The 21,893-nt window shown below is 60.4% G+C and carries 12 protein-coding genes; 2 read left to right on the forward strand and 10 right to left on the reverse strand.

Annotated features, from left to right (window positions below; all coding sequences use genetic code 11):
- Positions 1-475: 475 nt before the first annotated feature.
- From CI785_RS16890 to mobF, 4 genes are all read right to left on the reverse strand, one after another.
- Positions 476-1,339: a hypothetical protein gene (locus CI785_RS16890; protein WP_157940107.1), complete on the reverse strand. Its 864-nt coding sequence runs from the start codon at positions 1,337-1,339 to the stop codon at positions 476-478.
- 416 nt (positions 1,340-1,755) lie between these two features.
- On the reverse strand, positions 1,756-4,284 hold the full coding sequence (locus CI785_RS16895; protein WP_157940108.1) for an ATP-binding protein: 2,529 nt from the start codon (positions 4,282-4,284) through the stop codon (positions 1,756-1,758).
- 884 nt (positions 4,285-5,168) lie between these two features.
- Positions 5,169-6,185 carry a hypothetical protein gene (locus CI785_RS16900; RefSeq protein ID WP_157940109.1) on the reverse strand — a complete coding sequence of 339 codons (1,017 nt, stop codon included), beginning with the start codon at positions 6,183-6,185 and terminating at the stop codon, positions 5,169-5,171.
- Positions 6,186-6,230: 45 nt separating this feature from the next.
- Positions 6,231-11,030: a MobF family relaxase gene (gene mobF, locus CI785_RS01625; protein ID WP_105030364.1), complete on the reverse strand. Its 4,800-nt coding sequence runs from the start codon at positions 11,028-11,030 to the stop codon at positions 6,231-6,233.
- A 565-nt stretch (positions 11,031-11,595) separates the two neighbouring features.
- Between mobF and CI785_RS01630 the strand changes: the two genes are divergently transcribed.
- Positions 11,596-12,024, forward strand: a complete 429-nt coding sequence (locus tag CI785_RS01630; protein ID WP_105030365.1) for a flagellar basal body-associated FliL family protein — start codon at positions 11,596-11,598, stop codon at positions 12,022-12,024.
- A gap of 322 nt (positions 12,025-12,346) precedes the next feature.
- On the opposite strand, the gene CI785_RS01635 is transcribed toward CI785_RS01630, so the two are convergent.
- From CI785_RS01635 to CI785_RS01660, 6 genes are all read right to left on the reverse strand, one after another.
- Positions 12,347-13,780: a ParB/RepB/Spo0J family partition protein gene (locus CI785_RS01635; RefSeq protein WP_105030412.1), complete on the reverse strand. Its 1,434-nt coding sequence runs from the start codon at positions 13,778-13,780 to the stop codon at positions 12,347-12,349.
- A gap of 871 nt (positions 13,781-14,651) precedes the next feature.
- Positions 14,652-15,596, reverse strand: a complete 945-nt coding sequence (locus CI785_RS01640; RefSeq protein WP_105030366.1) for an oxygenase MpaB family protein — start codon at positions 15,594-15,596, stop codon at positions 14,652-14,654.
- 106 nt (positions 15,597-15,702) lie between these two features.
- Complete coding sequence (locus CI785_RS01645; RefSeq protein WP_105030367.1) at positions 15,703-16,191, reverse strand: hypothetical protein; 489 nt, start codon at positions 16,189-16,191, stop codon at positions 15,703-15,705.
- A gap of 23 nt (positions 16,192-16,214) precedes the next feature.
- Positions 16,215-16,517, reverse strand: coding sequence for a hypothetical protein (locus CI785_RS01650; protein ID WP_105030368.1), 303 nt, complete (start codon positions 16,515-16,517; stop codon positions 16,215-16,217).
- Positions 16,518-16,565: 48 nt separating this feature from the next.
- Entirely contained in the window at positions 16,566-18,317 is a 1,752-nt protein-coding gene (locus tag CI785_RS01655) for a hypothetical protein (RefSeq protein WP_170068203.1), read from the reverse strand.
- 44 nt (positions 18,318-18,361) lie between these two features.
- Positions 18,362-18,982 carry a recombinase family protein gene (locus tag CI785_RS01660; protein WP_170068204.1) on the reverse strand — a complete coding sequence of 207 codons (621 nt, stop codon included), beginning with the start codon at positions 18,980-18,982 and terminating at the stop codon, positions 18,362-18,364.
- Between the two features lie 1,739 nt (positions 18,983-20,721).
- Between CI785_RS01660 and CI785_RS16905 the strand changes: the two genes are divergently transcribed.
- The gene (locus CI785_RS16905; protein ID WP_157940111.1) at positions 20,722-21,891 is read left to right on the forward strand and encodes a hypothetical protein; all 1,170 of its coding nucleotides are present in this window, start codon (positions 20,722-20,724) and stop codon (positions 21,889-21,891) included.
- Positions 21,892-21,893 lie beyond the last annotated feature (2 nt).

Raw genomic sequence — 21,893 nt, forward strand, 5'->3', positions numbered from 1 at the left:
ACAATCGGCTGCTTCACTGCCGCCGCTTTCTCCCTCCAAGTCGGTGGATGGATGGTTAGAGACTTTCGCTACGAGCACCAGTACGAGGACGGCAGACCCCACAATGAAGCGGCAGATGAACGCCGTCACCAATCACGTTAGACTCCCCGCATCGACCTAATCGACAACAGGTAATTGACCCAATGCCAAGCACTTGCTCGTAGAGGGGTGAGAGCTCTCCTCTTCGCAGCTTTCCAACGCAATCTGGTCCAACGCCACCGTGAGCCCGTTCACTGCCGGCAGCACGAGGTGCTCCGCTGCGGGTACGGGTTGGAACATGTGACAACGTACGCCCATCGATGATCCGGAGCGGCCGAGTTTCCGCCTCCCTCCAAGCATCGAAACCGGCTGCTACCCTCGCGGCCCAGACCCTTTAAGCACGCTTGCGCACTTCAGGTCCCGTGGACTTTACGTCGTACTTTTGATGCGAAAAGCATCATCGAGATGAGTCAAGCGCCTGCACCTTCACATCTTCCTTTGGAAAGGCTTGCCTAGAATTCCCCTTGGGCTGTGCTGTCTCCACAACCCACTCCCCTGCTGCCCGACGATTTATGACTCGCAAGCTCAGGTTCTCGTAATCAAGGCAGCGCCGTCCAGAAACGTGAGTTCCTTCTCCGACGTCAACTGCGAAATGCTCAACCCGGATTGACTGGTAAACCTTGGCAATTTGCAGCGTGCCACCGACGCTTGGGGCGTTGTCATCTCGAGTTAATTGATGGAGAGCTTCTAGCGGTTCGTACTCCAATGGCTCCATTAGACGCCCGCCCATATTCCGCTCCCGGGCTAGGTATGCCATGACCTTCGGCCCAGCATCTCCAATGGCACCGAACATGCTTGTTGCCTTAGTTCCACCCATCCCCGGTGGCGCCGTCGTATACGCGTAATACCGGAACCTCTTGAATGACGCATCAAAAAAGTAGCGGTAGATCCTGAACCTTCCAAGCGACCAAGACCAGCCACAGAGAAGAAATTCACAGTCCGGCGGATCCTCGGCTGCAGGACCAACGGCCCTGCTTAAAACCTCGTTGATCACATTATTGAGATGGCCAGCGAACTTTGGCAGGTCAAGAGTCCTTAGCTGAGACCCTTCATAGGAACTACCTGTTGCAACAGCTTGAAAAATCAGAGGTAGAGCGCGCGAGGTGTCCCCCGCGAATGCGATGATAGCGTCCGATCGCCCTACATCGAAGATTTTCGCGCAGGCGTCCCAGTGCTCCCCCCCACCCAATCTGCTGTCGCTGGCCACGATCAGTTCCCTGAGCGTCCCTACGCGCCGTTCCCATGCAATTACCGCGGTCATAGGGCAAATCCTCGACTCCACGCCGAATATAGTCGCTGTGTCTTGATCATAGTTCCTTCCTTTTCGGTAAGTCTTGCACTTGAGTGATACCCGGATTACACCTTAAGTTCGACGCCATATAGCTTGGAGACAGTACCTAATGCATTGTTTCAAATGAATTGTTTGCGAAAGTACCTACACTCTTCCGGCAGTAGAGGCACTTTCACATCGCTTCGCAAAAATTGGATTATTCGCGCATAACGGTTGACTGGTTGCTTCTACAACGGCAGATTAGCAATGCCGGCACTGACTTCTCGACGTATCATTCAAATTTTCGACATTTTCGGCGAACATGACACTGATCTATCCAAGCTGCCAAATCCAAACTTCAGAGGTTCTCCGTCAGGAACGAGATGGCGCTCGAATATTTAACCTATCTAGGGTTCCGGCCTAAGACCTTCATCTCCCTGGCTAGTGGCAGCCAAAGCAGCCATGATCTCTCGCGCGGCACGCTTACCACCATTCACAGCTAATTTGCTCTCGATGACCATACGACACTCTGCGGCGACATTAATGGGGATATCGGGGAGATTAAGCACCGTATTCACTTCGGTCATGATTTGCAGGAGTGGAAGCATTGTACGTATGGAGACTGACGCACGACCCTCGGATGCACCTTCATACCGTCTCGCTGCTAGTGCCAAAGCTGAAGCGAAGGCCTCAGCAGCTTGCTGAACATCACCACTCCTCAGCCAAACCAACGCCGGTCGCCATAGTAGATGTGCGGTAAACTGCTGCAGGCCTTCGCGGTTCGAGACATCGACTACGGTTCGCAGGAGTGATTCGAAACCGGCATCCAACCCCCTTGATGCTCGGGCCTCCAAAGCGAAAGCAAAATACTGAATCTGATCACGCGGAGCAGACAGGTTCGCCGCGTTGATCCATAGACGCTCAGCAACATCAACATTTCCCTTTTGAAACTGCGACATTGCTCTTCCTGCAAGGACAACTGCTCGCGCGAAGTCTCCTCCATCTATCTCTGCCTCTATATGCGCTCTCTCTAACGCTTCCTCGGTTGCGTCTAATTCCATCGAATTCAAGTGTGAGGCTGCAACCCGGTGCCACATATCCGCGGCGCCTTCATGATCTCCCAAATCGCTGGCGAGTACCGCGGCTGTTGCGTAGTGGCGCGCGGCAGATTGATCTCGACCCGCATCTGCCGAAACTACTCCTAAGTTACTAAGTGCCATCTGCTCTAGGACTCTGTTCGAGTCGTGCCGGGCTAACTGAATGACCGTTTCTAAAAGCCGTAAAGAATCATCGACACGCCCAACCTTAGCCAGAACGACTGCGCGATCGTTTGCAACGGTGGCAGCACCCAGGGGGTCGCCACTCTCAACTAGAGCTCTTTCTGCCTCCTCGAAAAGAGCTTCGGCTTCTTCATGAAAAATCCCGTAGTCAGCTACCTCTGCGGCCGATTCTGCTAGATTCCAGCCAAGACTCGTCGACCCTGCAAGCGAGTTCAAGCTTGACGCATGCCGAAGTAGATCGGCCGCCGCTCTGGCGTTCGATTCATAATTCATCAGAGTTTGCGCGAGGTCGCGCAGAACTATGGCGGCTGCGCCAGGGGCAAACTTCTCAAGTTCATGCGCGATGGATTCTTGCTCCTGCCGTGCAACACCCAGTTCCGCGGTCTGTATGCGAAGGTTCAGTAGGTTACCTGCGACCCGAACCAGCCATCGTTCATCTTGTATCGATGCAAAAATCTCAACTGCTTCAATAAACCAGCCAGCAACGGTCTGGAGTTCATTCGGATCAAGCGACAGTGACCGACGCTTCTTAGCAACGACTTCCTTACTTCCCTCGTCAGAACCAACGTTTAGCCGCATGCCCGTAAATGCAACCATCTGGACCGCTCCGAGATCAGCAAGACCCTCGGCCAGAATACCCAGTTCACCGGTCTCACGGCCTAGTTGTACAGCTTGCTGCAATTGATCCAGAGCAGCTCCGATCTCATTTCTGCGAGCGTGGGTTAGCGCGATTGCATGCCGTAGATCGCTTACCATCTCAGGGTCGCCGATTGAAAGAGCATAACCTAGGGATTTTTTTCGGAAGTACAAGCTGCGCCTAAGATTGTCTAACGAATCGAGAACGTTCCCCAGGTTCTGACTTAGGTACTGTGCTTGCGGAACGTCGCCTCGCCGTTCGGCGCTTCGCAAAGCGCTCAGCAGGAGCGGTTCAGCTTCATCAAATTGTCCTCTAAGAACGTGCGCCATCGCGACGAAACCACGATAGGCAGCGAGCTCATGGGGTCGCTTGGACAGATTGGGAATTTCGCGTAGATCATCGAGTACCTTGTCTAGCTGGTCGAGATCTTCCAAGGATACGTAGTACTGGGCAAGATTGAGTAAAAGATTCAGACGTAGAGCACTATTTGATTCTTTCTCTATACGCCTTAGAGCTTCCCGCGCCGCATCAACGGCGGCCGACAAATCATTCTTATGAAACTTAACTCCCGCAAGCCCTTGAAGAGCCTCTGCCGACTTCTCGTACATTGACAATGTTTCAAACATCTTGCTCGCCGTTGTAAAAGCGTCTGCCGCTAAACTCCAGCGCCCGTAGTACCCATCTAACTCACCGAGCAGGTCGATAATCAACGCCCCCTGCTCCTGGAACTGAGAGCGAGTGAGGCAGTCCGTAATGAGCGGGCGATCCCGAATAATGTCTTTTGAGTCAAGTGCTGGGTCAAACAAGTCGAGTACTCGGGAGGTGAGAGTCAAAGCCACCTCTTCGATTCCACGGCTAATCATCAAGTGCACGAAGCCAATCAGACCTTCGAGATGTTCGGTCGATCTGGTTTCCGAATACCCCTGTATATTACTTGCCAGTTCTTGGCCTAGGTGCTCGGCTTCCTGACGCAGGGTTTCGTCTAACTCGGCCATCTCGTCATGCAGCTCGTCGTTCATTTATTCTCTCCAAGCTGGACCGTCTGGCGTCGCATTAGCATCTGCTCGCGGGACGCCCGGATCTGAGCAGAGCGAAGTGAATTCTGGAGGTGTGTTTTGAGTTCGCCAGTGTTGCTGAAATTTCTCGTTACAATACGATTATCTCTTTCCGATGATATGAAGGACTTAACATGATCGTCTTGTACGTCTCCCAGGGTTGTTCGGATAAAAATGTACCGCTGTAGACCATTCTGTTGAGCAGCACGGTACTCAGCTTCTGTGATTGCGCTTAGGTCTCGAGCAAGTAGGAGTACCAATTCGTCGCTCTTGCCAGCGATGAGTACGCACTCGTTTTCTGAGTGCAGGACCCCGGCAGGCGCATGTGACTCCCATGTCCAAGCATCGTGTGTCGGGAGTTCATTGATTGCACTGGCAGCGGCAATTCGCTCATCGTCCAGGGTTCCGTCCATGCGTGAGCTGACGAAAACTCGAAGTGAGTTTTGGTCACGCCCGTAGAGAACCTCGTTCCTCAGATCATCGTTCATCACACCAAACGATGCCATAAGTCGAGCAAAAAAGAAGCGTTCGCCAGTTCTCGTACCTTCCCGTCACCAGCCATGCTCTGTACGCGCTGCCCTGCGATAGCGACGTGCGTTGCGTCGGTGGGCCTGGAGCAGCCACCTCGTATAGCCTGGCGGCGATGCATCGCCACGGTCGGTCCACTGTCTAGCGAAGTGCGTTCATGTCTTCGTCCTGGCCGTCTAGCCCTCTACGTTCCGATCCTCATGGAGTTCGTGATCGTGTGCGGTGGTTTCGAGATCAACTCGCATATCGTTCCCCCGCAGGCTGCTAAATGCTCTTCCCTACAGCTACTAAAGAGCCTTGAGCTTGGGGCCACCCATTGACTAATTCTGTTCGTCGGTTGCCTGATCGATGATCTGCTGGGAGTAACCTAGAAGGCTCGTCACCAGCATCAACGCTTGAATGCAGTTTCGCTTGCTGTACTGAGTTTTGGAGACTGCATGCACCGTGGCGTGCCGGGAATAGTCAGATGGTATCTTGTCGCCGTTACTAGCCCAGAACTCACCATGTGAGTTCCAAATGGGAAGCCACACGAACGCCTGATGTAGTCCCATCTCCTCGATTACGGTCGGGACTGGATGTCCCATTTTCCGTTTGGTGATCGGATTTCGGGCGTGCCGTTCGGGAAGGAGCTTGGTGATCAAAGTGTCGAGTGTGACAGTGAAGAGTGCCTGGGCAGACGAGTAACTTCCACCTTGCAAAGCTCTAATCCCATCTTGTACGAAATCAACTTCAGCCGTGATGAGGGATGACCTACAACGCTGCAACGCTTCCACACAGTCACCAACTATCGCGTTTTGGCGATCGTTAAGGACCTTTCGTCGCGCTTGATGTGTTTGCGCCTTTAGCAATCGGACAGCGATGTCTGCACGAGGAACTAGATAAAGGGGGATTCCCTCGGTCTCTAGGAATTCGTATACCTGCGAAGGCTTAATGTCGTGGCTCACGACCCGCAAGATTGGGGGAAGCATTCCGCGCTCTATCCCACCGAAGAAGTCGTGGTTTATGAGCGGTTGCAGAGTGCTACGAATCTGTTGGAGGTATGCATCTCTGAACGGCTTGAAAGCACTGGTAAGCTGCGCATCCATTCTTGCCCGCAGCGGTCTGAGGATGTCCGAGAACTGATTTTGAAGACGAGTGGCCAGGGGCGTCATTAGCCCGCCAATGACCCCCTGCACGTGACTATCGAGCATGTACGGGGAGTGGATGCTGCCCAAAGGCCTTATTACGGCTGAGGTTTGACTTTCCAACAGCTTAATAGCTTCAGCGCTGGTCAGCCCCGAGAGGTTGACGAAATTTCTACCTATTCGTGGTACTCGGGAAGACTCATCAGCGCTCATGGTTTGACTCTATTCGGGCTTGACGTCGGATGACCGACCGGGGATTTACCGCGATCTGCCCTTGCCTCGCACCTTTGCCTCGGCAGCTCGTCGACTTCGTGTAGCAGCATCATTCTTCGACGATGCCTTCTCTGGCGTGGTCTTCGCAGTCGCTTCCCGCCGTCGACGGATGACCTCGGCTTGGGTGGCACTTAATCCCTGATCATTCGGGGATGCTTGGGCTGATTCGTTGTTCACACTTGATTTCTTTTCGTTCTTATTCTGCACGCCCGGCGTCAGCTCCACCTCGTCACCCTCGTTTGTGGCACGGTGCTTGGCGATTGCTTGGGAGACGGCTGCCGAGATGTTGTCCGTGTGCTGCGGTCGTGGTTCGGCCTGTACGGCGTCCACGATGCGTGCCTCGCGTTGCTGCGGAGCCGGCAGGGGGTCGCTGGCGGCGGCGCGTTCTGCGCGCATCCGGTCGACGACGCGGCGGGCTGCTGCCTGCTCGGTCGTCATGCGGTCGGCGATCGCCGCCTCATCCACGCCCTGCTGGATCTGCGTGGCCGCCCGCGGTGCGACGGTGGTGAGTTCGCTGTGCTTGTGCAGGGCTGTGGCGCGCTCGATGAGGCGCTGCGCGGTCGGGTCGTCCCGGTACTTCTTGGGGATCAGCACACTCTCGTGGCTGCCGATGTTGTACCGGTTCCGGTATGCCTCGGTCTCGGCCGCGATGCGGTGCCACTCGGCAGCCTTCGCGTTCCTGCCGGGCACGGGGCCGAGCGCGTTCGTCCACGCGGGCTTCTCTTCCGCGAGCTGCGCACCGCGGAGCATGACCCTCTGCTCGAGGTGCGCACGGAGCCGGTCAAGCTCGGTCCGGTAGGAGGCTGGCACTAGCTCATCGCGCAGGAGCACGGACGGCGCGAGGTCGTCGCTGACCGTCGTAATGACCACTGGCCGCATGCTCGCCTTGGTGACCGTGCTGGCCTGTGGCAATACGACGGAGCGGAGCTGCTGCTCGTACCGGATGGCGTCGCCGATGGTGACCTGATGTGCCGCGCGGGGGTCCTCCCCGCGTGCGGTGCGCTCGATTGCAACCTGGGTCGGGGAGAGATCCTGCCGGCGTTCCAGCTCGACGGTTATCGCCTTCACCATCCACTGGTCCTTCAACACAGTTCTCTGTGTCTCTGTGTTTCCTGGTGTAGTGGGGTCGATAGCCTGGACCCGCTGCAGGGCGTCGGCGCGTGCGTCGGTGAGCTTGTCGGTCCGCATGAGCGCGAAGGGGCGTGCCGCCCACTCCCTATCCAGCCCTGTGTCCATCGGTGCTTCTCCGGGCGCCCTGCGGGGCAGGTCTGCTCCTGCGGCGTGCTTCGTGGCCTGGTCCGCTAGGCGGGCCAGGTGCTCATCGGACACGGCTCCGAGGGGACGCTGGTCGGCGTTAGTGAGGAGGGTGTGGGCGGCTTCGATGCGCTGCTCAAGCCGATACGCGAGGACTGCGGCCGGGTCCTGGGCTCCGTCGAACCCGCGCAGGTGCCCGGTGTCGGCATGCTGTCCGCGTCCGGTGCTGTCCCTGTTGCTGTCGGGGCTGATGCCGGCGGCCTGGGCGAGGAGTGCGGCGGGGTCGAGCCCCTGCACTTCGGCTGCACGCAGGTGGGTTGCTACTGCGCCCCATGCTTCGTGCGAGGTGAATTGCACGGCGGTCCGCGGTCCCATGACCTCGGCTGCGATGGTCCTGGTCTTGGCTTCCCACGCGGCGTTCTCGACCTCGTTGTAGACGCCGGCGAGGCTGGCGACGTCACCCGTACGGACAGCTTCTAGCCGTACTGCTTCGTGCGCGGACAGGGTGCGGTCGTAGTTCGCGATGATCGTGGACAGGACACTGTCGCGGGTCACGGCCTGCTCGTTGTCGTCGCCCAGGGCGACATAGAGCCGGTTCGTCTCGCGTCCTCGTGTGGCGGCAACGTAGGCGCCGGCTCGGTCGGTCCGCTCGTCGAGGATCGCGTGCGCGGTGTCCACGGTCGCGCCCTGGGCGCGGTGCACGGTCGCGGCGTAGCCGAGCTGACCGTGCTCGTGGAGGTAACCGGCGTCGACGGTGACCCGTCCACGGTGGCCCGCGTGCCGGAGCGTGATGCGCTGCCTCTCCTCACCTGCAGCTGCGTCAGTAGTTGTGCTGGTGGCGGGGTCGGCGGTGACCTTCTCGACGGTCCAGACGTCGTTGTTCTTGACAAAGTCCTTGCCCTGGTTGACCTGCAGGGTGCGGTCGTTCTTACGCGTGACGACGGTGTCCCCGGCGTAGGCGCGGAGTCCGTCGCGAAGGACGACGGACGGTGTCACTTCGGTGATCGGACCGGTGCCGCCTGCTGTGTGTGCAACAAGGTCGCCGGTGGCGATACGGGTGGCCTGGGCGCGGGCGTTGAGGTCGGTGACGGTCGCGTTGTCGGTGGCGACCAGCAGCGAGGTCTTGCCGGCCTGGGTGTCGGCCATCCACGCGGCGAGGGCGTCCTGGGTCATGGCTTCGGTCGTGCCGGCGGTGACGCGCTTGTTCTCGAGGTACCAGTGGAACGGAGTATCCACACCGGCGACGGGCGGTTCGCGCAGCGCCAGGGACGCCTCCGACTCGCCTTCCGTTCGGAAGCGGTGGACTTCCTCGAGGCGAACAGCTCCGACCTCGTTGTTGAGCAGCCGCAGCGCCCCGCCGGAGCCGATAGCGCCGAGCTGGCGGTCATCTCCGATGGCCCTGACGACGGCACCGTTACGGGCAGCGACGGCAACGACCTCGGCGAGCTTCGGGGTGGTGACCATACCCGCCTCGTCGACAATGATCACATCCCCGGACCCAAGGGAGAAGGCTCCTGTACTGGTGCTCGTACCGGCTTGCTGGTTGCGGTGGGTGGCCAGGAACGCGTCGATGGTCGTTGCGTCGGCTCCGAGGTCCCCGCTCATAACGGCGGCCGCGGCGGCGGTGGGGGCGAGTCCGATGACCCGTCCGCCGGTGTCGCGGACGGCGTCAGCCGCCAGGGTGAGGCTTGTGGTCTTGCCGGTTCCGGCGGGTCCGATGCCGAGGGTGAGTAGCTTCTCGTCGGTGGCGAACGCCCGCGCCAGATCAATCTGTCCTGTCGACAGGGCCGGTCCCCCGCTCTTGGCGGCATCTTCAGCGTGCTTAGCCAGGACTGCGTCGAAGCCTTCCATGGACACGGCAGGGATGACGGTCTTCTGTCCGGCGGCGAGGATCCTGTGCTCAGCGTTCAGCACCTCATGGGAGGTGAACAGGGCGCTGCCTGCCTGCTGGAACTGGCTGGTCCCGTCGGCCCGCTGGAACTCGCGCAGGCGCGGCGTGATGGCAACAGGGGTGACCTGGAGGCTGTGCGTGCCGGTGACGGCGCGGGTTACCTTCTCCACGGTGTCGTCGGTGACGGCCTGTCCGGGGAAGGCTTCTTTGAGGTGTCGGCGGGTCTGGGCGATGACGTGATTCCGGCCCCATGAAGCTCGCTTGGCCGAGAGCTCGTGGACGATCTGACGGGCGTGCTCGTGCACGTTTAAGTCAGCGACACTGAAGGCCAGCGGGGCGATGTCGGGTGTGCGGGGACCCATGCTGCGCACGTGCTCGAGGAGGGCATCGCCTACCGGCATCCCCATCCCGCCGTCCAGCCCGGTGGTGTAATCCTTCTGCCATTCCTCGACCAGCCCCGAGAGCCGCCTGGCACTCTTCTTCTCCGGTCGGGTTTCCAGGGTCGCCTGCTGCGCCAGAGCGATCTTCTGCTTATCCGAGGGTGCATACCCGTGCCGTGAAGTGAACTCGGCTTCGAGCCGGTTGATCGCTCCGGCGATGTTGGTACGCCTCGAGGACGCCCGGTGGATGCTGTCCAGATCGATGCCGGCGACCTCGTACACGGGCTCCCCGCCGCCGGTTGCCCGGGCGATGGTGCTGACGCCGAGGGATGCGCAGACCTTTTCGATGACCTTCGCGTTGTACGTCTCGGACGCGGCAACGCCCATCTTGTAAAGAGTGCGCCCGTCGATGGAGGACCACTTCCCGTCGGCGCCTTTAACCTTGTTCGCGATGACGACGTGGTCGTGGAGCTGGGGGTCTCCGGCGCGAGAGTCGTAGTGCCTGAACTGGGTTGCTACGAGCCCTTCCTTGACGTCGATCTGGCGGACACCGTTCTTCCCGCGGCGAGTGTAGGTGGCGTTCTTTTCGAGGAAGGTGATCGTCTCGGTGATGGCTTCGTTGTGCGCGGCCTCGACGGCTTTGCGTGCTTCGTCGCCGCCGAGCGCCCAGAGGAGGGAGACCGATTTGGCGGGCGAGAACACCAGGTCGTATCCGGCGACGGTCTGCTTCGACGGGGTGGTGTGCGCGGTGATGTACCGGGCGAGTTCTTCGTTGCTGCGGGCGTTCCGGCCGTGGGACTCACGGAACAGCTCCCCACCGACCCGGGACCGAATCTCGTGCAGGACCTCCTTCGGCAGCGCCTTGTCCGCGTTCTCCGGGCCGCTCCACGCGGGTCCGCTGGTGCGCCGGAACCGGGCCACTTCCTCGTCGATGCGGCGGGTCATTGTGGTGTCCGCCGCATCGTACTGGTGGTACTTCTGGCCCAGCTTCACGTCGCTCGCCGTGCCGCCAGCAGCGAGGATCCTCGCCGCCTCGGGATGCAGGCCCTCGCCGAACAGGGCTTTCATCTGCGCTTCGGTGACCTCACCACTCACACCCAGCAGCTGCTCCGAGTGTCCAACCCACTGCCCCGGAGGCATGCCCTCGACGGTGTAGTAGTCCCCCAGCTCCCGGTCCCCGGCGCGCAGTTCATCACCGCTGGCAACCTCGGAGGTGTAGTAGGCGTAGCCGTCCCCAGCACTGAGCTTATGGACGGTCATCACCCATCCATCCTCACCTAGCCCCTACCCCATTCGAGGCGGCACGCCGCACAGGAAGACCTCATTTATCGGGATGCAAGAGGTGTGACAGATTGTGCTGGTTGGAAGGGTGCGAAATCGCGTGGTGACGACGGAGGAGGAAACCCAGATGAGGCGCCATGGAACCCAGCACAATCTGGTCCATCGATTCTCGATGCGGTTGTGCACATGAGAATGGGCGGTGGGTAACACGATTTACCGTTATCCACAGCCCATTCGATTGTGTGGAACCGCAAACGGACGTTATCCACCAGGTGGGCAGCATAGAGACGTTGGGTTATCTCGGAGCTGTCCACGTGTGGTCAACGTCCGTTACATCCAGCCCGAGCGTCAGCGAGGCCCGCATCCGCTGCTCCCAGTCAGGTCGTGGGTGCCGACGGTGAACGAGGAGATCAGTGTTGCGCCTGTGACGGGTGGGCTCTGACCGTTAGGTTTGACGGGGAAGGTGTCTCGGATCGCAAGTCGCGGCCGGGGCAGCGTCAGGTACAGGTTCTGAACGCGGGATGAGTGAAGGGGACGAGTCATCATGGCAGCACCGAGGAAGTCAGCGCAGCAGGTAGCGGCACGGGAAAAGGCGAGAGCGAAAGCCCAGGAGCTGACCGAGCGGCACGAGCGGTTGATTGACCTGGCGGCGGAGTTCTTCGAGCAGGAGCAGCAGGCCGAGCAGATCCGCGCCGAGGCGCGGGAGCGTGCCGACGCGATCCTGGCGAAAGCCGAGCAGGACGCCGAGGCGGCAGCGAAGGAAGCCGGCGCGAAGGTGCAGCAGATGCTCGACACCGGCGAAAGCCGGGCCGCGGTCGCCGCTCGACTCGGACTCAGCACCGCCGAGATGAAGCGGGCCTTGGACGGTGCCGGCACCAGCTCGCCCTCCGGAGAAGGACGGACCGAGCCGGCGCTGGCGGCAACAGCGGACGACGTCGCGGAACAGGTCGCAGCAGAGACAAAGGCCGCGTAGCGGACGACGCTCCAACGGACAGCACGAAGTGAGGGGACCGATGTATGTCGGTCCCCTCTTCTGTGGGCGACGCATCTGCGTGGTCCTTCCTCCTAGTCGTGTCGGTGTGTGGCGCGGCCGGGGTGTGCGTACCTGGCGGGCGGCACCGGAGCCGGGTCGAGGTTGAGTGCGAGGACGGCGGTTCGTCGCCGGCGACCACAGCTCGAGGTTCCCGTAACGGCGGCGAACCGCCCCGCCCACTAGCGGTAAGCCGACCGGCATCCTCTCCCGGGCTGGGCTGGTAGTGCAGGGCTACCGCTCCCTGCACCACCGGTGCCCGGTGCTACTCGGCCGCGTACTCTTCCGCGATCATTTCCTCCTCGTCCGCGTGGACTTCCTCGAATGTCTCGCCGTGCTCGATGTCCTCGGTGTCTTCGTCAGGTTCGGTGGTCTTATTCGCGCTGTCGAGGATGATCTGCTCGACCTCGCTCGGGGTGTACCCCCAAGTAACCAACTGCGTGAGATAGGTCAGGTGGCTTGCACTCGGTGAGCGCCACGAGTCCTTGGCGATGGTCTTCTCGAACCCTGCGCAGACCAGCGCGATCATGGACACCTCGGGGCGGGTGGTCGTCTTCGCGACGTGGTCGCGGAGCGGGTTCCATCCCCACGTTTCCTTGCCCTCGATCTTCGCTCCGGCCATCTCAGCGGCCACCGCTCCCTCGTAACCGCTGGCAACCTGAGAGTGGTGGGTCAGGGCGTGGACGGTGAAGTACTGCCAGCCCTTTGGTGCCTGCTTCTTCGCCAGCAGGGACCGAACGAAGTCGCGGCGTACGACCGTCGCCGATTCCATGGCCTTGTTGTTCGCGATCAGGGTCTTCCGCTCGGCCTTCTGCTCGTCGCTCATTGGTCCCTTCGAAACCGCTGTGCTCGTGGTGTGTCGGAGCGTGAAACCCAGTTCCTTCCATCCGGTGACGACTGGGATGGTGCTGTACTCGCCGTGGTAGTTGTTGGCGATGCAGACGGCGTTCGCGTCCTCGTCCGTGGCTCGCTCTCCGTCGGCTCGGAGCAGACCGGTGACGACCACGTTCTCGTCCGTGGGGTAGTAGCCGTAGCTCACGTCCTTCACGACGACAGTCCCGGCAGCTTCCAGTTCAGCCACCAGTGCGGCGCGGGCTTCCTCGCGTGCGCGCTTGTCGCGCATCTGCTGGGCGACGTGCGCGAGCATGTCCGGATCGTCCGCGATGACCGATTCCAGTTCCTCGGTGGCGTCCTCATTGCCCTCGAACTCGGCCAGCACGAGAGCTTCCTCGATGCTCAGCCCCTTGGACAGCGCGGCCTCCCCTGCGGTGCTCTTTTTAGCCTTCAACGCTCCTTCGACTTGGGTCTTGGCGCGTCCGGTCTTTTTCGCGATCTGCGCCGCGCTCACGCCCAGCAGGGACAGCTGGTGGAAGGCGTCGGCCTCGTCGGCGTCGGTCAGTGCGGAACGCTGGACGTTCTCCACGACCTGCGTGGTGATCCGCTCGGCTTCCTCCGGGCTGGCGACGACCATGACCGGGATCAAAGGGGCCTTGGCTTCGACCGCGCCGCAGGTGCGGCGCTGGCCCATCAGGACGTGCACGGTGCCGTCGTCCTTGCGGTGCGCGATCACGGGTTCGATCACGCCGTGCTCCTTGATGCTCGCGACGAACTCGGGCGTCAGGGCGGCGTCCTTGCGCACGTTCACGTCGACGGTGAGCGTGCGCGGGTCGATCATTTCAAGGGTCGGCTGAGTAGTCAGCTGAGCGTTCATGAGTGTTGCTCCTTCGTTGCGGTGGTGGTGTCGGGGCCCCTTGGTGACCAGCAGTGGACCCTTCCCCCGTTGTTTTTTGCCTGCTGGCGAGCTCGCTCGCTCGTCCCCGACGAAGCACTGTCAACCCGTAGGGCGGGACCCGCCGGAAACCTCGAAGGAAATAAGCGACGAAGGAGCGCCGTAGAGGTTTATGGCCGGCCCCGTCGGCGCAGCCGATTGACGGTGTGGAGTGGGGGCGCATAATCCGAAGGACAGCAGCAAAAAAGTCAGGGTCGGGTGCGACGAAGGAGCGCCCGGACCTCATCAGGCCGAAGCGAAGCGCAGGACCGCTCAGGGATTGAGAACGCTCAGTACGCTCAGGAGATGACCGGGGATCAGGGGACAGCAGATGTTTAGGACTCCCGCGCTCAGGGACCGCGCTAAGTACTTCATCTACCTGGGTATCTTCGTGCCCACCGTCACGGTCAGGATGACCGAGGAGATTATGGGCGGTGGCGGCGCGCACGAGTACCTGATGGTGATCTTCGGAGGCCTTTTGCTCTCGTGCCTGCTCGGGGTCATTCCGGGCCTCATCATGGAATGGCTGATGGAGTCCAAAGCCACTGCGATCGTCGCCTGGGCAACCGGCCTAGCGGGTGCCGCCAGTGTGGGTGCCAGCTACGGTGCACTGACCATCGTCTGGGACAACGCATCCATTACCCCGTATGGGTTCAGATCCTCTGTCTGGGAGCTGTCACCCTGTGCGTGTCAGCCGGCGTGGGTTATGCCCTGCGCGGCACCACCGTGCAGATCAGGCCCGCGCCGAGCGCGCGCACCTAACGTTCCGGACCGCCTGGCTGGACGCCGGCGCGACCGAGGCTTAGTCGAGCCAGTCGGGGGGGCCGGCGAGGCCGATCCGGTAGCGCGCGGCGTCCTCGGAGGGGCTGTGCGGCCCGAGGGCCAGCTGGAAGGTCCGCAACTGCACGCGGGTGCGCTGCAAGCGGAGGCGGGCCGCGGTCGAGCGGTCACCGCGGCCGGGCACCCCGGCGAGGGGAGCCATTGAGGGGGAGAGCACCAGCGCCCCGGCGCTGGCGAGGCCCTTGTAGAAGATGCGTTCGGCCCGGTTCAGCCCGCCGGGAGCGGAGAGGAAAGTGAGGAGCTCGGCGGGGACGGGTTCGAGGTCGGGTTCCAGCGCGCGCAGGGCCTCGGCAAGCTCCTGACGGCTGACTGGGAGGTCCTCGGCCCCGAGGGCCCGGGCGCTGCGGGACCAGTCGGCGATGTAGGTGTCGGCCCAGGTGCGGCCGAACCGGGGGGCCAGGTCGTGGCCGACGGCTTCGTGGGCTCCGAGGAAGGCGTCGGTGAAGGCCAGGTGCACCCAGCGCAGCAGGGCGGAGTCTGAGGCGGAGTAGGCGCGGCCGTCGTCGGTGGTGCCGCGGACTCGCCTGTGCATGCCGCGGACCCGCGCCGACTCCCGTTCGGCGAGTTCCGCCGAGCCGAAGGTGCTCACAGTGAGCCAGCGCGCGGTCCCAGCCAGGCGGGCCCAGGGGTCGCTGCGGTAGGAGGAGTGCCGGGCGACCCCGGCCATTGCCAGCGGGTGTGCGCCCTGTCCCAGGAGGGCCGCGACCCCGCCGACGAGGGTGGAGAGGTCGCCGTGGACCTGCCAGACGACGCCGTCGGGTTCGAACCAGCCTGGGCCCTCCCCGACCAGGGCGATGTCGCGCACCCAGTCCGGCGCCCCGGTGGGGTCACCGGACACCCGGGCACGGAAAGCACGGCGGACGCGGTGAGCCAGATCGGCGGGGCGCGGGATCGAGCGATCGGGCATGATGCTCCAACGACGGTTGGTCGGGTACGACGGACACCCCGGACAGGACTCCACTACGAAGCGTAGAACACGGCACTGACACGCCGATGGCTGCGGTGACCTCGCATTATGAGAAGAGCGTTGGTGCTTCGGGGTCGATGCCGGTGAGCAGGGGGCGGATGATCGGTTCGTTCCATCCGTGCTCGAGGAGGGCTGTGCGCAGCTCGACGGATTGGGCGCGGAACTGGGCGCGGCCGACGCCGCGCCACCGGAAGGTCGAGGCGTTGGCGTGCCGGCCTTTCCGGGACCGGTCGAGCATGTTCAGCGCCTGGGTGCCGGGCAGCAGGTGACTTTCTGCCCCGGTACTGGCATGGACGCACAGGGGTACGTCGCAGACGTGCATGAGCGCGATGCCGGGGTGCAGGGTCTCTCCGGTGAGGTGTTCGTAGGCGTAGCGTTGCGGCCGCAGGGCGCGTTGCTCGCCGTCCCGGATGACCCAGAACCGCCCGTAGCCGTCGTCGGCGACGGCGCCGGTCCAGATCCAGCAGTCCTGCGGCCGCGGGCCCTTGACGACTTTTTGCCAGAACCGGTCAGCCTCTCCCCTGCGCGTTCTCATCGGCGACTACCTCTGCCAGGACGTCATCGGACGCGCGCCGGCCGCCGGACGATCGGCCGACGGCCTTCCATCCGCACCACACCTATGACGACGAGGGCACCTGCAGCAGCGATCATCAGCTGTCTCCACCACGACGCGCCGGCTGCGGTGGCGACGAACCACGACGAGAAGAACCACAAGCCGACGGTCAACGCTCCAGCAATCTGGTTGCGGACCCACGGCGGGATGGGCAGCAGCAGCAGCGGCAGCCGGAGGATGGCGCGGACGAACAGGTAGCTGTACCGGATGCTCGAGGTGAGCAACCAGCGGATGATTCTGATCATCATGTTCTCCTGATCGCCTGAAGCCAGTCGGATGAGTTCAACTTGAATGACCTAGGGTTCCTCAAGTTTGTCGAAATCTGATGCTGACGGTGGCCGTTCTGCTCCTGACGTTCTGGGATCCGGCGCATAAAAATCGGTCAGGCCCCACGATTCATAATCTGGGACCGTATCTGCCTCGCTTGTCCACGTACCTAGCCACGCCTGAATGAGTTCATCCCCTTGAGGGCGCAGTCGGATCTCCCGACCCTCTGCAGTTCCGCCGTCGATGCTCTGCTCAACCTCGACCGCGTCCGCAATCAGGACATTACGGTGAAACATGGTCGCTGCCCCAAGGTTGTACGTACTACCAAGTAGGTTGATTTTCAGCCGTTTAAAGCGGTTGGTGAATGGCCCACCTGAACGTAGGAGTCTCTCGAATCCCTCGCCCTTTACGCCTGAAAGCACTGCCGTAAAACTTGTTCCTGGTGGCATCACCGTTCGCTTGCCCTCTAGCAGGATCCGAGCAATCCGAATATAGGCCCGATCTGTCCCGTCTACCTCAGTAGGCAAAGTGAAGGCAGCGGCGGGCAGTTTTCCCTGAAGGTAGAGGAGGTCTGACAGGAGTTCGCGGATATAGCTATCTACTTCCGTAGGGTCTTTAAGTTCGCTGCCAAGCTTGACCCGCCCCTTCTTCTTACCTCCCCAGTAGAACTCAAGTGTTGCCCCCGGCTGCATCGCATCCAGCAGATTGATCGCTTGCTCTGCATCTGTGACAGCCGGACCATGGAGGTCAAAGTTCAGAACGATGGAGCCCGGGTCACTGAGATCAGAGATTGTAGGCATGGAAATGATTGCCGTAGCGATGTTGGCGAATCGAGCTTTCGCCGAGTGCCCAATCCTCCCCCGGGCCCTCTCTACGATTTTTCCAGGGAATCGTGCCATTGCGCAGCCGTCTTCATCCAACACGTTGATGATGACGGGCTCCTCCTTCTCCAACACCGTCTGCACTGGATGAAGCTCCACCGACTGATGCTCAAGCTTAGGGAAGGGCTGGACCCACGCGGGTCCGGTTCGCTGGAAGGCCGCCGCTGATTCTGGCAGCCGAATGGATTCGAGAGCCCCGTAGTTGATCGAGTGAACAATCTGCTCACTGATGTCTTGGTCTTCCGGCCCGAGGGTCACTGTGAAGGTTTCGCGGATCGGCTCCTTCTCCATCGCATCGTGCCGCTTTGGACGGTAGGACTCAATAAGTTCTCCGTCTTGAAGACTGACGTCCGTAGCCCAGTACTCGCTTCGCGCTTGAAGCTCCTCCAGCATTCCCCGGAACAAAATCTGAGCGTCGCCCGAGTTGGCCAGCGCCGCCCGTTCTTGGCCAAACTGCCGCAGTACGTCAACAACGCCATCGTGAAGCGCGGCCCTCTCGATCTCAGGGTGAGCCGCGAGACCTCTGTCGAGATGTGCCTGTCCCCACATGTGAGTCTTAACCTGCTTGCCTGTCGCAAGCTTGCGAATCCACGCCAATTCATTCTTGTGTGGGTTGGAAGGCATGACTAGGACCCAAGTTTTTGGCTTGTGCTTGTTCCAAGCCATGTTGAATGACTTCTTGATCTGAGCTCGTCTGGTGTCTCGATTACCGCCGGTAAAACCACCGGGAAAGAACTTCAGTTGGAAGATTGTCTCCGGATAGTCCTGCTCATCACGAACCACGACATCGATACCATCGTCCCCGCCCTCACCTCGAAGGACCTCTACATACTTCGGCTCGACGTCGAACATGGCGACGAGAAGGGCTTCCACAACTCGATCAAAGTCGTGCTGCTTCACCGTCGCCCAGTCGATTCGATAGCGATGCAAGTCACCTCCGAGGCTCACAGTTCGAAACCCGTCATTGTTGTCGTTGGCAGGAGAACATCTGTGTCTCGGTCCAGGGCCCGGTACAGGGTAGTGCGATCAACGTTGAGGCGTCGGGCGATTTCAGCCTTGGGCACGCGTGCCGCAATCAAAGTTCGGGCCTCGACCAGCTGGTCGCTAGTGAGTTTGCGAGACCTGCCATGGTAGGCGCCTCGCTCTTTCGCTGCCCTGATGCCGTCGGCTTGCCGCTCTTTGGTGATCGCACGCTCGAGCTGTGCGAAGGAGGCCATGATGTTTAGTTGAAACTCCGCGAACGGATCTGCGCCGCCGGGTGTGAACGTAACCCGCTCGGCGAGGAACTCTACCGATACGCCTTTGGCGATCAACTCCCCCACTATCTGATTGAGGTCGATCACTGATCGCGCCAGCCTGTCCATAGAAGACACCACCACGGTGTCACCGTGGCGGGCGTACCCGATCATCTCCGCGAGAGCGGCCCGGCCGGATCGTTGCGCACCGGATTGCTTCTCCTCGAACAGCCGATCAACGTTGCCGAGGCTGGTCAGCTGACGGGCGAAATTCTGGTCGACGCTCGACACACGGGCATACCCGATCCGCTGCCCTTTGTGTTGCGTCATGTCTAGACCTTCGCACAGAAGTGTTGCGAAAACCAACTAAGGACCCTAAAGCCACACTAAGTCAGCCGTTTGGAACTGTGGCGTTGGGGTGTACCCCAACGCCGCACCCGGCATGTCCACGCGTGAAAACTTTCAAAGTGCGGTTTCGATCAAAACCGTTCCGGTTCAGCCTTTCGGCTACCTGGAACAAGTAGTCACAGGGCCACTGCATAGTGGTGGCCCGAGTTGATGGTTCTCTTCCAGCACCTATCAACTCTTGGTATCGGGCACGGCCTCGGACGGACCTCCATGAGAATCCTGTGTAACGGGGCTACGCTCACTCTATGAGTCCGAGAAGCCCGGAGCCCTTCCCATATTCGAGCTTCGATGCCATTTCGGTGTCGAGCACCGTACATCTTCGTGTGCTCAACGCCGATGCATCGGTCAAACCCGAATTCGCCAACGCGGTACTGCAAGGCGACGCTGTAGCCGATGGGCCACATGGCGAGTACAGCGCCACCTTCTACGTCCCAGATCTCGGACACAACGTCAAGGTATCCGAAGTGCAGTACAGGGCCTGGACTCGGCACCGCCAAGTCTGACCCAGGGTGGACAATTACTCGGACACGAACGGGATCCCCCGCATTGGCGCCACATTCTACAAAAGTTTCAGCTCCTCCTGGAATGTCTCGTCGACGCTGAACAAGTCCCGGAAGGTGGCCTTTTTGCCGGCGATTACGAAGCATCCAAACGTGCCGAACATTCTGCCTTAGCTACGGCGTAAGTACCTGGCTCGTCGAAGGAGCAGGCGCCCTCACCGCTACTGCGACGAAGGCGCCCCGTCCTACTTTTTCTTTGAACGCCTGGCCTGCGCAAGCGCGCCGGCTGCGATGCTCTTCACACCCTTGGTCGTCCGTGGACCACGAAGGAGACTGCTCGCCTTTCGTGCGACTCCCCGACTGGTCTGTTTAGCATTTGCCACAATGGCTCCTAAGTACGAGTTGGGTGCTGGCCCGGCCTCCTCGAGCGTGGGGCTCGGGCCAGCGGTAATTCTCCGTGACCGACTAGGTCAGCGGCGGACGGGCTGGATCCGGATGGTCCGCTTGATGCGGATACGGACTACGCAAGTAGCCATATGGCATCGTTCCTTTCCCGCGACGGCCGGGTCCGTCCAAGCTTGGACCTCCGCGCACGTCCGTTGCAGATGCATTCGAATCGACCCCAACGCACCAGAGCTGAACGAATACCAGGGTGTAGCGTTGAGGTCTACCAGACGCAGCCTCCGGCGAAGACCACTGAGATCCGCCGCACCGTTCCACAGATCTCCACCATGCAAAGTGCTCGCGCCTGGGCTCATGCGATACGAAACGGCACAGACACGCTGTGACTTCCGGGATAGATGCAGCGAGGCGACCTCAATACCGCATTCACCACAGAAACCGAACCGACGTCCTTACGCGCACCCAAGATCCGCGCTGCTCACCTACCCCGATGGCGGGACCATGCGAGAAATTGAGGATGAACGGGGGCGGTTCAGCGCCGACGCACTGTACTGAAGGACCACCATGCTGCACGTCTCAAAGGTGGACGTAAGTCCTGTTCGTCGGGATCTGGTACCTATTCAGCTGGGAGGGACCAGACCAGCCGTCACCAGAAAAGAGTCAACGCAACCTGTTGACGGCGACTCCAAACAGGGTCACTCTGTTGGATAAGATGGTGAACTGAATCACAGCCTCATCATTGGGATCGAGGTGACACAAGTGGACTACGGTTTTGTCCCAGGAAGGGACCGTTATGCGAAAATCCTCGCAACGGTTTTTAGTCACCGGGGAACTCTAGTTCGCCGCAAGGGATTAGCAACGGTCCAAGGTTTCGTCAAACATCTCGCGGATCCCGCCAACCGCCCTCAACCTGTGGACGATCTATTAGTCGGTGCCCATGCAACTTCACAGGGCACTATCCAGATGAAGATGTTCCCTAAGCAGGTCGGCAATGACGGAAAACTAACTGGCACAACGGACTTCGAAATCTTGTCTCAAGCATTGCAGCTCCCTGAAAACTCCGTCAAAATCCCTGACTCGGTGATCGATTTCGTCCTCGGAAGCCCAATAACTCACAGCTTCCACTTCAAAGGCTGCAATGTCGGCAAGGACCGAACCGACCGAACCCGTAATCCGGAGTCTCGCTTTCCATTCTTGCTGAAAGTTCAAGAGGCCTTGGGCAGTCATGTGCACGTCACCGCACCGAAGCATTTCCACGGCCTCACGCCCCATAAATTAGGCAGCTTCGAGTACATGTGCTACGAGTTCGTCGTTCGTATGCCAGCACGGCTGATTGATACGCGTTTTGAAGGCGTCGATACCCGAGATCATCTGATCGATGAGTTCAAAGCATTGGCATACCAGTTTGTGAACCAAGAGTTAGTACCAGATGATGCATGGGGTGGATGGCTGCCTAAGAATGTGCGCAAGGAGCGCCGTACGCAGGTTCCAAGTACGCTCGGGGTTAAGTATGGCCGTGTCTCAACCGTGCTCACGCCCCAACAATACCGAATCGATACAACCCCGATACAGTTCACGAGGAAGTACCCAAGCGCGGCAGAGATACCGCCAGCAAACGATTGGCAGGCTGCCATACGTGATGGAATTCGAGCCCTCTACCGATTCAAGGACGAGCACCCATTTCCGGTTTTTGAGCGAGCCGGCTACAAAACCTTTGATGATTTCTGGAATGGCTACCACTGGTCTATCGCTCCATCTGGCGACACATTGATTGCGACGGGTCGGCGTTATATATATACGTTGCTTCTGGCAATTCGCGACCAAGACGAGAACTTGATTTTCAATTTCTATCCAGCACCAGGTTCCACTCATGCAGCTGTAACGACGGCACTGGTGGAAACGGATGACTCCTACTTCGGGTCGGTGTGACC

Source organism: Arthrobacter ruber (assembly GCF_002954225.1).
In the GTDB taxonomy this organism is placed as follows: Bacteria; Actinomycetota; Actinomycetes; order Actinomycetales; family Micrococcaceae; genus Arthrobacter_D; species Arthrobacter_D ruber.

Coding starts and splice junctions, on each gene's coding strand:
- CI785_RS16890 (WP_157940107.1), bottom strand. CDS start 1,339: ATGACCGCGGTAATTGCATGGGAACGGCGCGTAGGGACGCTCAGGGAA.
- CI785_RS16895 (WP_157940108.1), bottom strand. CDS start 4,284: ATGAACGACGAGCTGCATGACGAGATGGCCGAGTTAGACGAAACCCTG.
- CI785_RS16900 (WP_157940109.1), bottom strand. CDS start 6,185: ATGAGCGCTGATGAGTCTTCCCGAGTACCACGAATAGGTAGAAATTTC.
- mobF (WP_105030364.1), bottom strand. CDS start 11,030: ATGACCGTCCATAAGCTCAGTGCTGGGGACGGCTACGCCTACTACACC.
- CI785_RS01630 (WP_105030365.1), top strand. CDS start 11,596: ATGGCAGCACCGAGGAAGTCAGCGCAGCAGGTAGCGGCACGGGAAAAG.
- CI785_RS01640 (WP_105030366.1), bottom strand. CDS start 15,596: ATGCCCGATCGCTCGATCCCGCGCCCCGCCGATCTGGCTCACCGCGTC.
- CI785_RS01645 (WP_105030367.1), bottom strand. CDS start 16,191: ATGAGAACGCGCAGGGGAGAGGCTGACCGGTTCTGGCAAAAAGTCGTC.
- CI785_RS01650 (WP_105030368.1), bottom strand. CDS start 16,517: ATGATGATCAGAATCATCCGCTGGTTGCTCACCTCGAGCATCCGGTAC.
- CI785_RS01660 (WP_170068204.1), bottom strand. CDS start 18,982: ATGACGCAACACAAAGGGCAGCGGATCGGGTATGCCCGTGTGTCGAGC.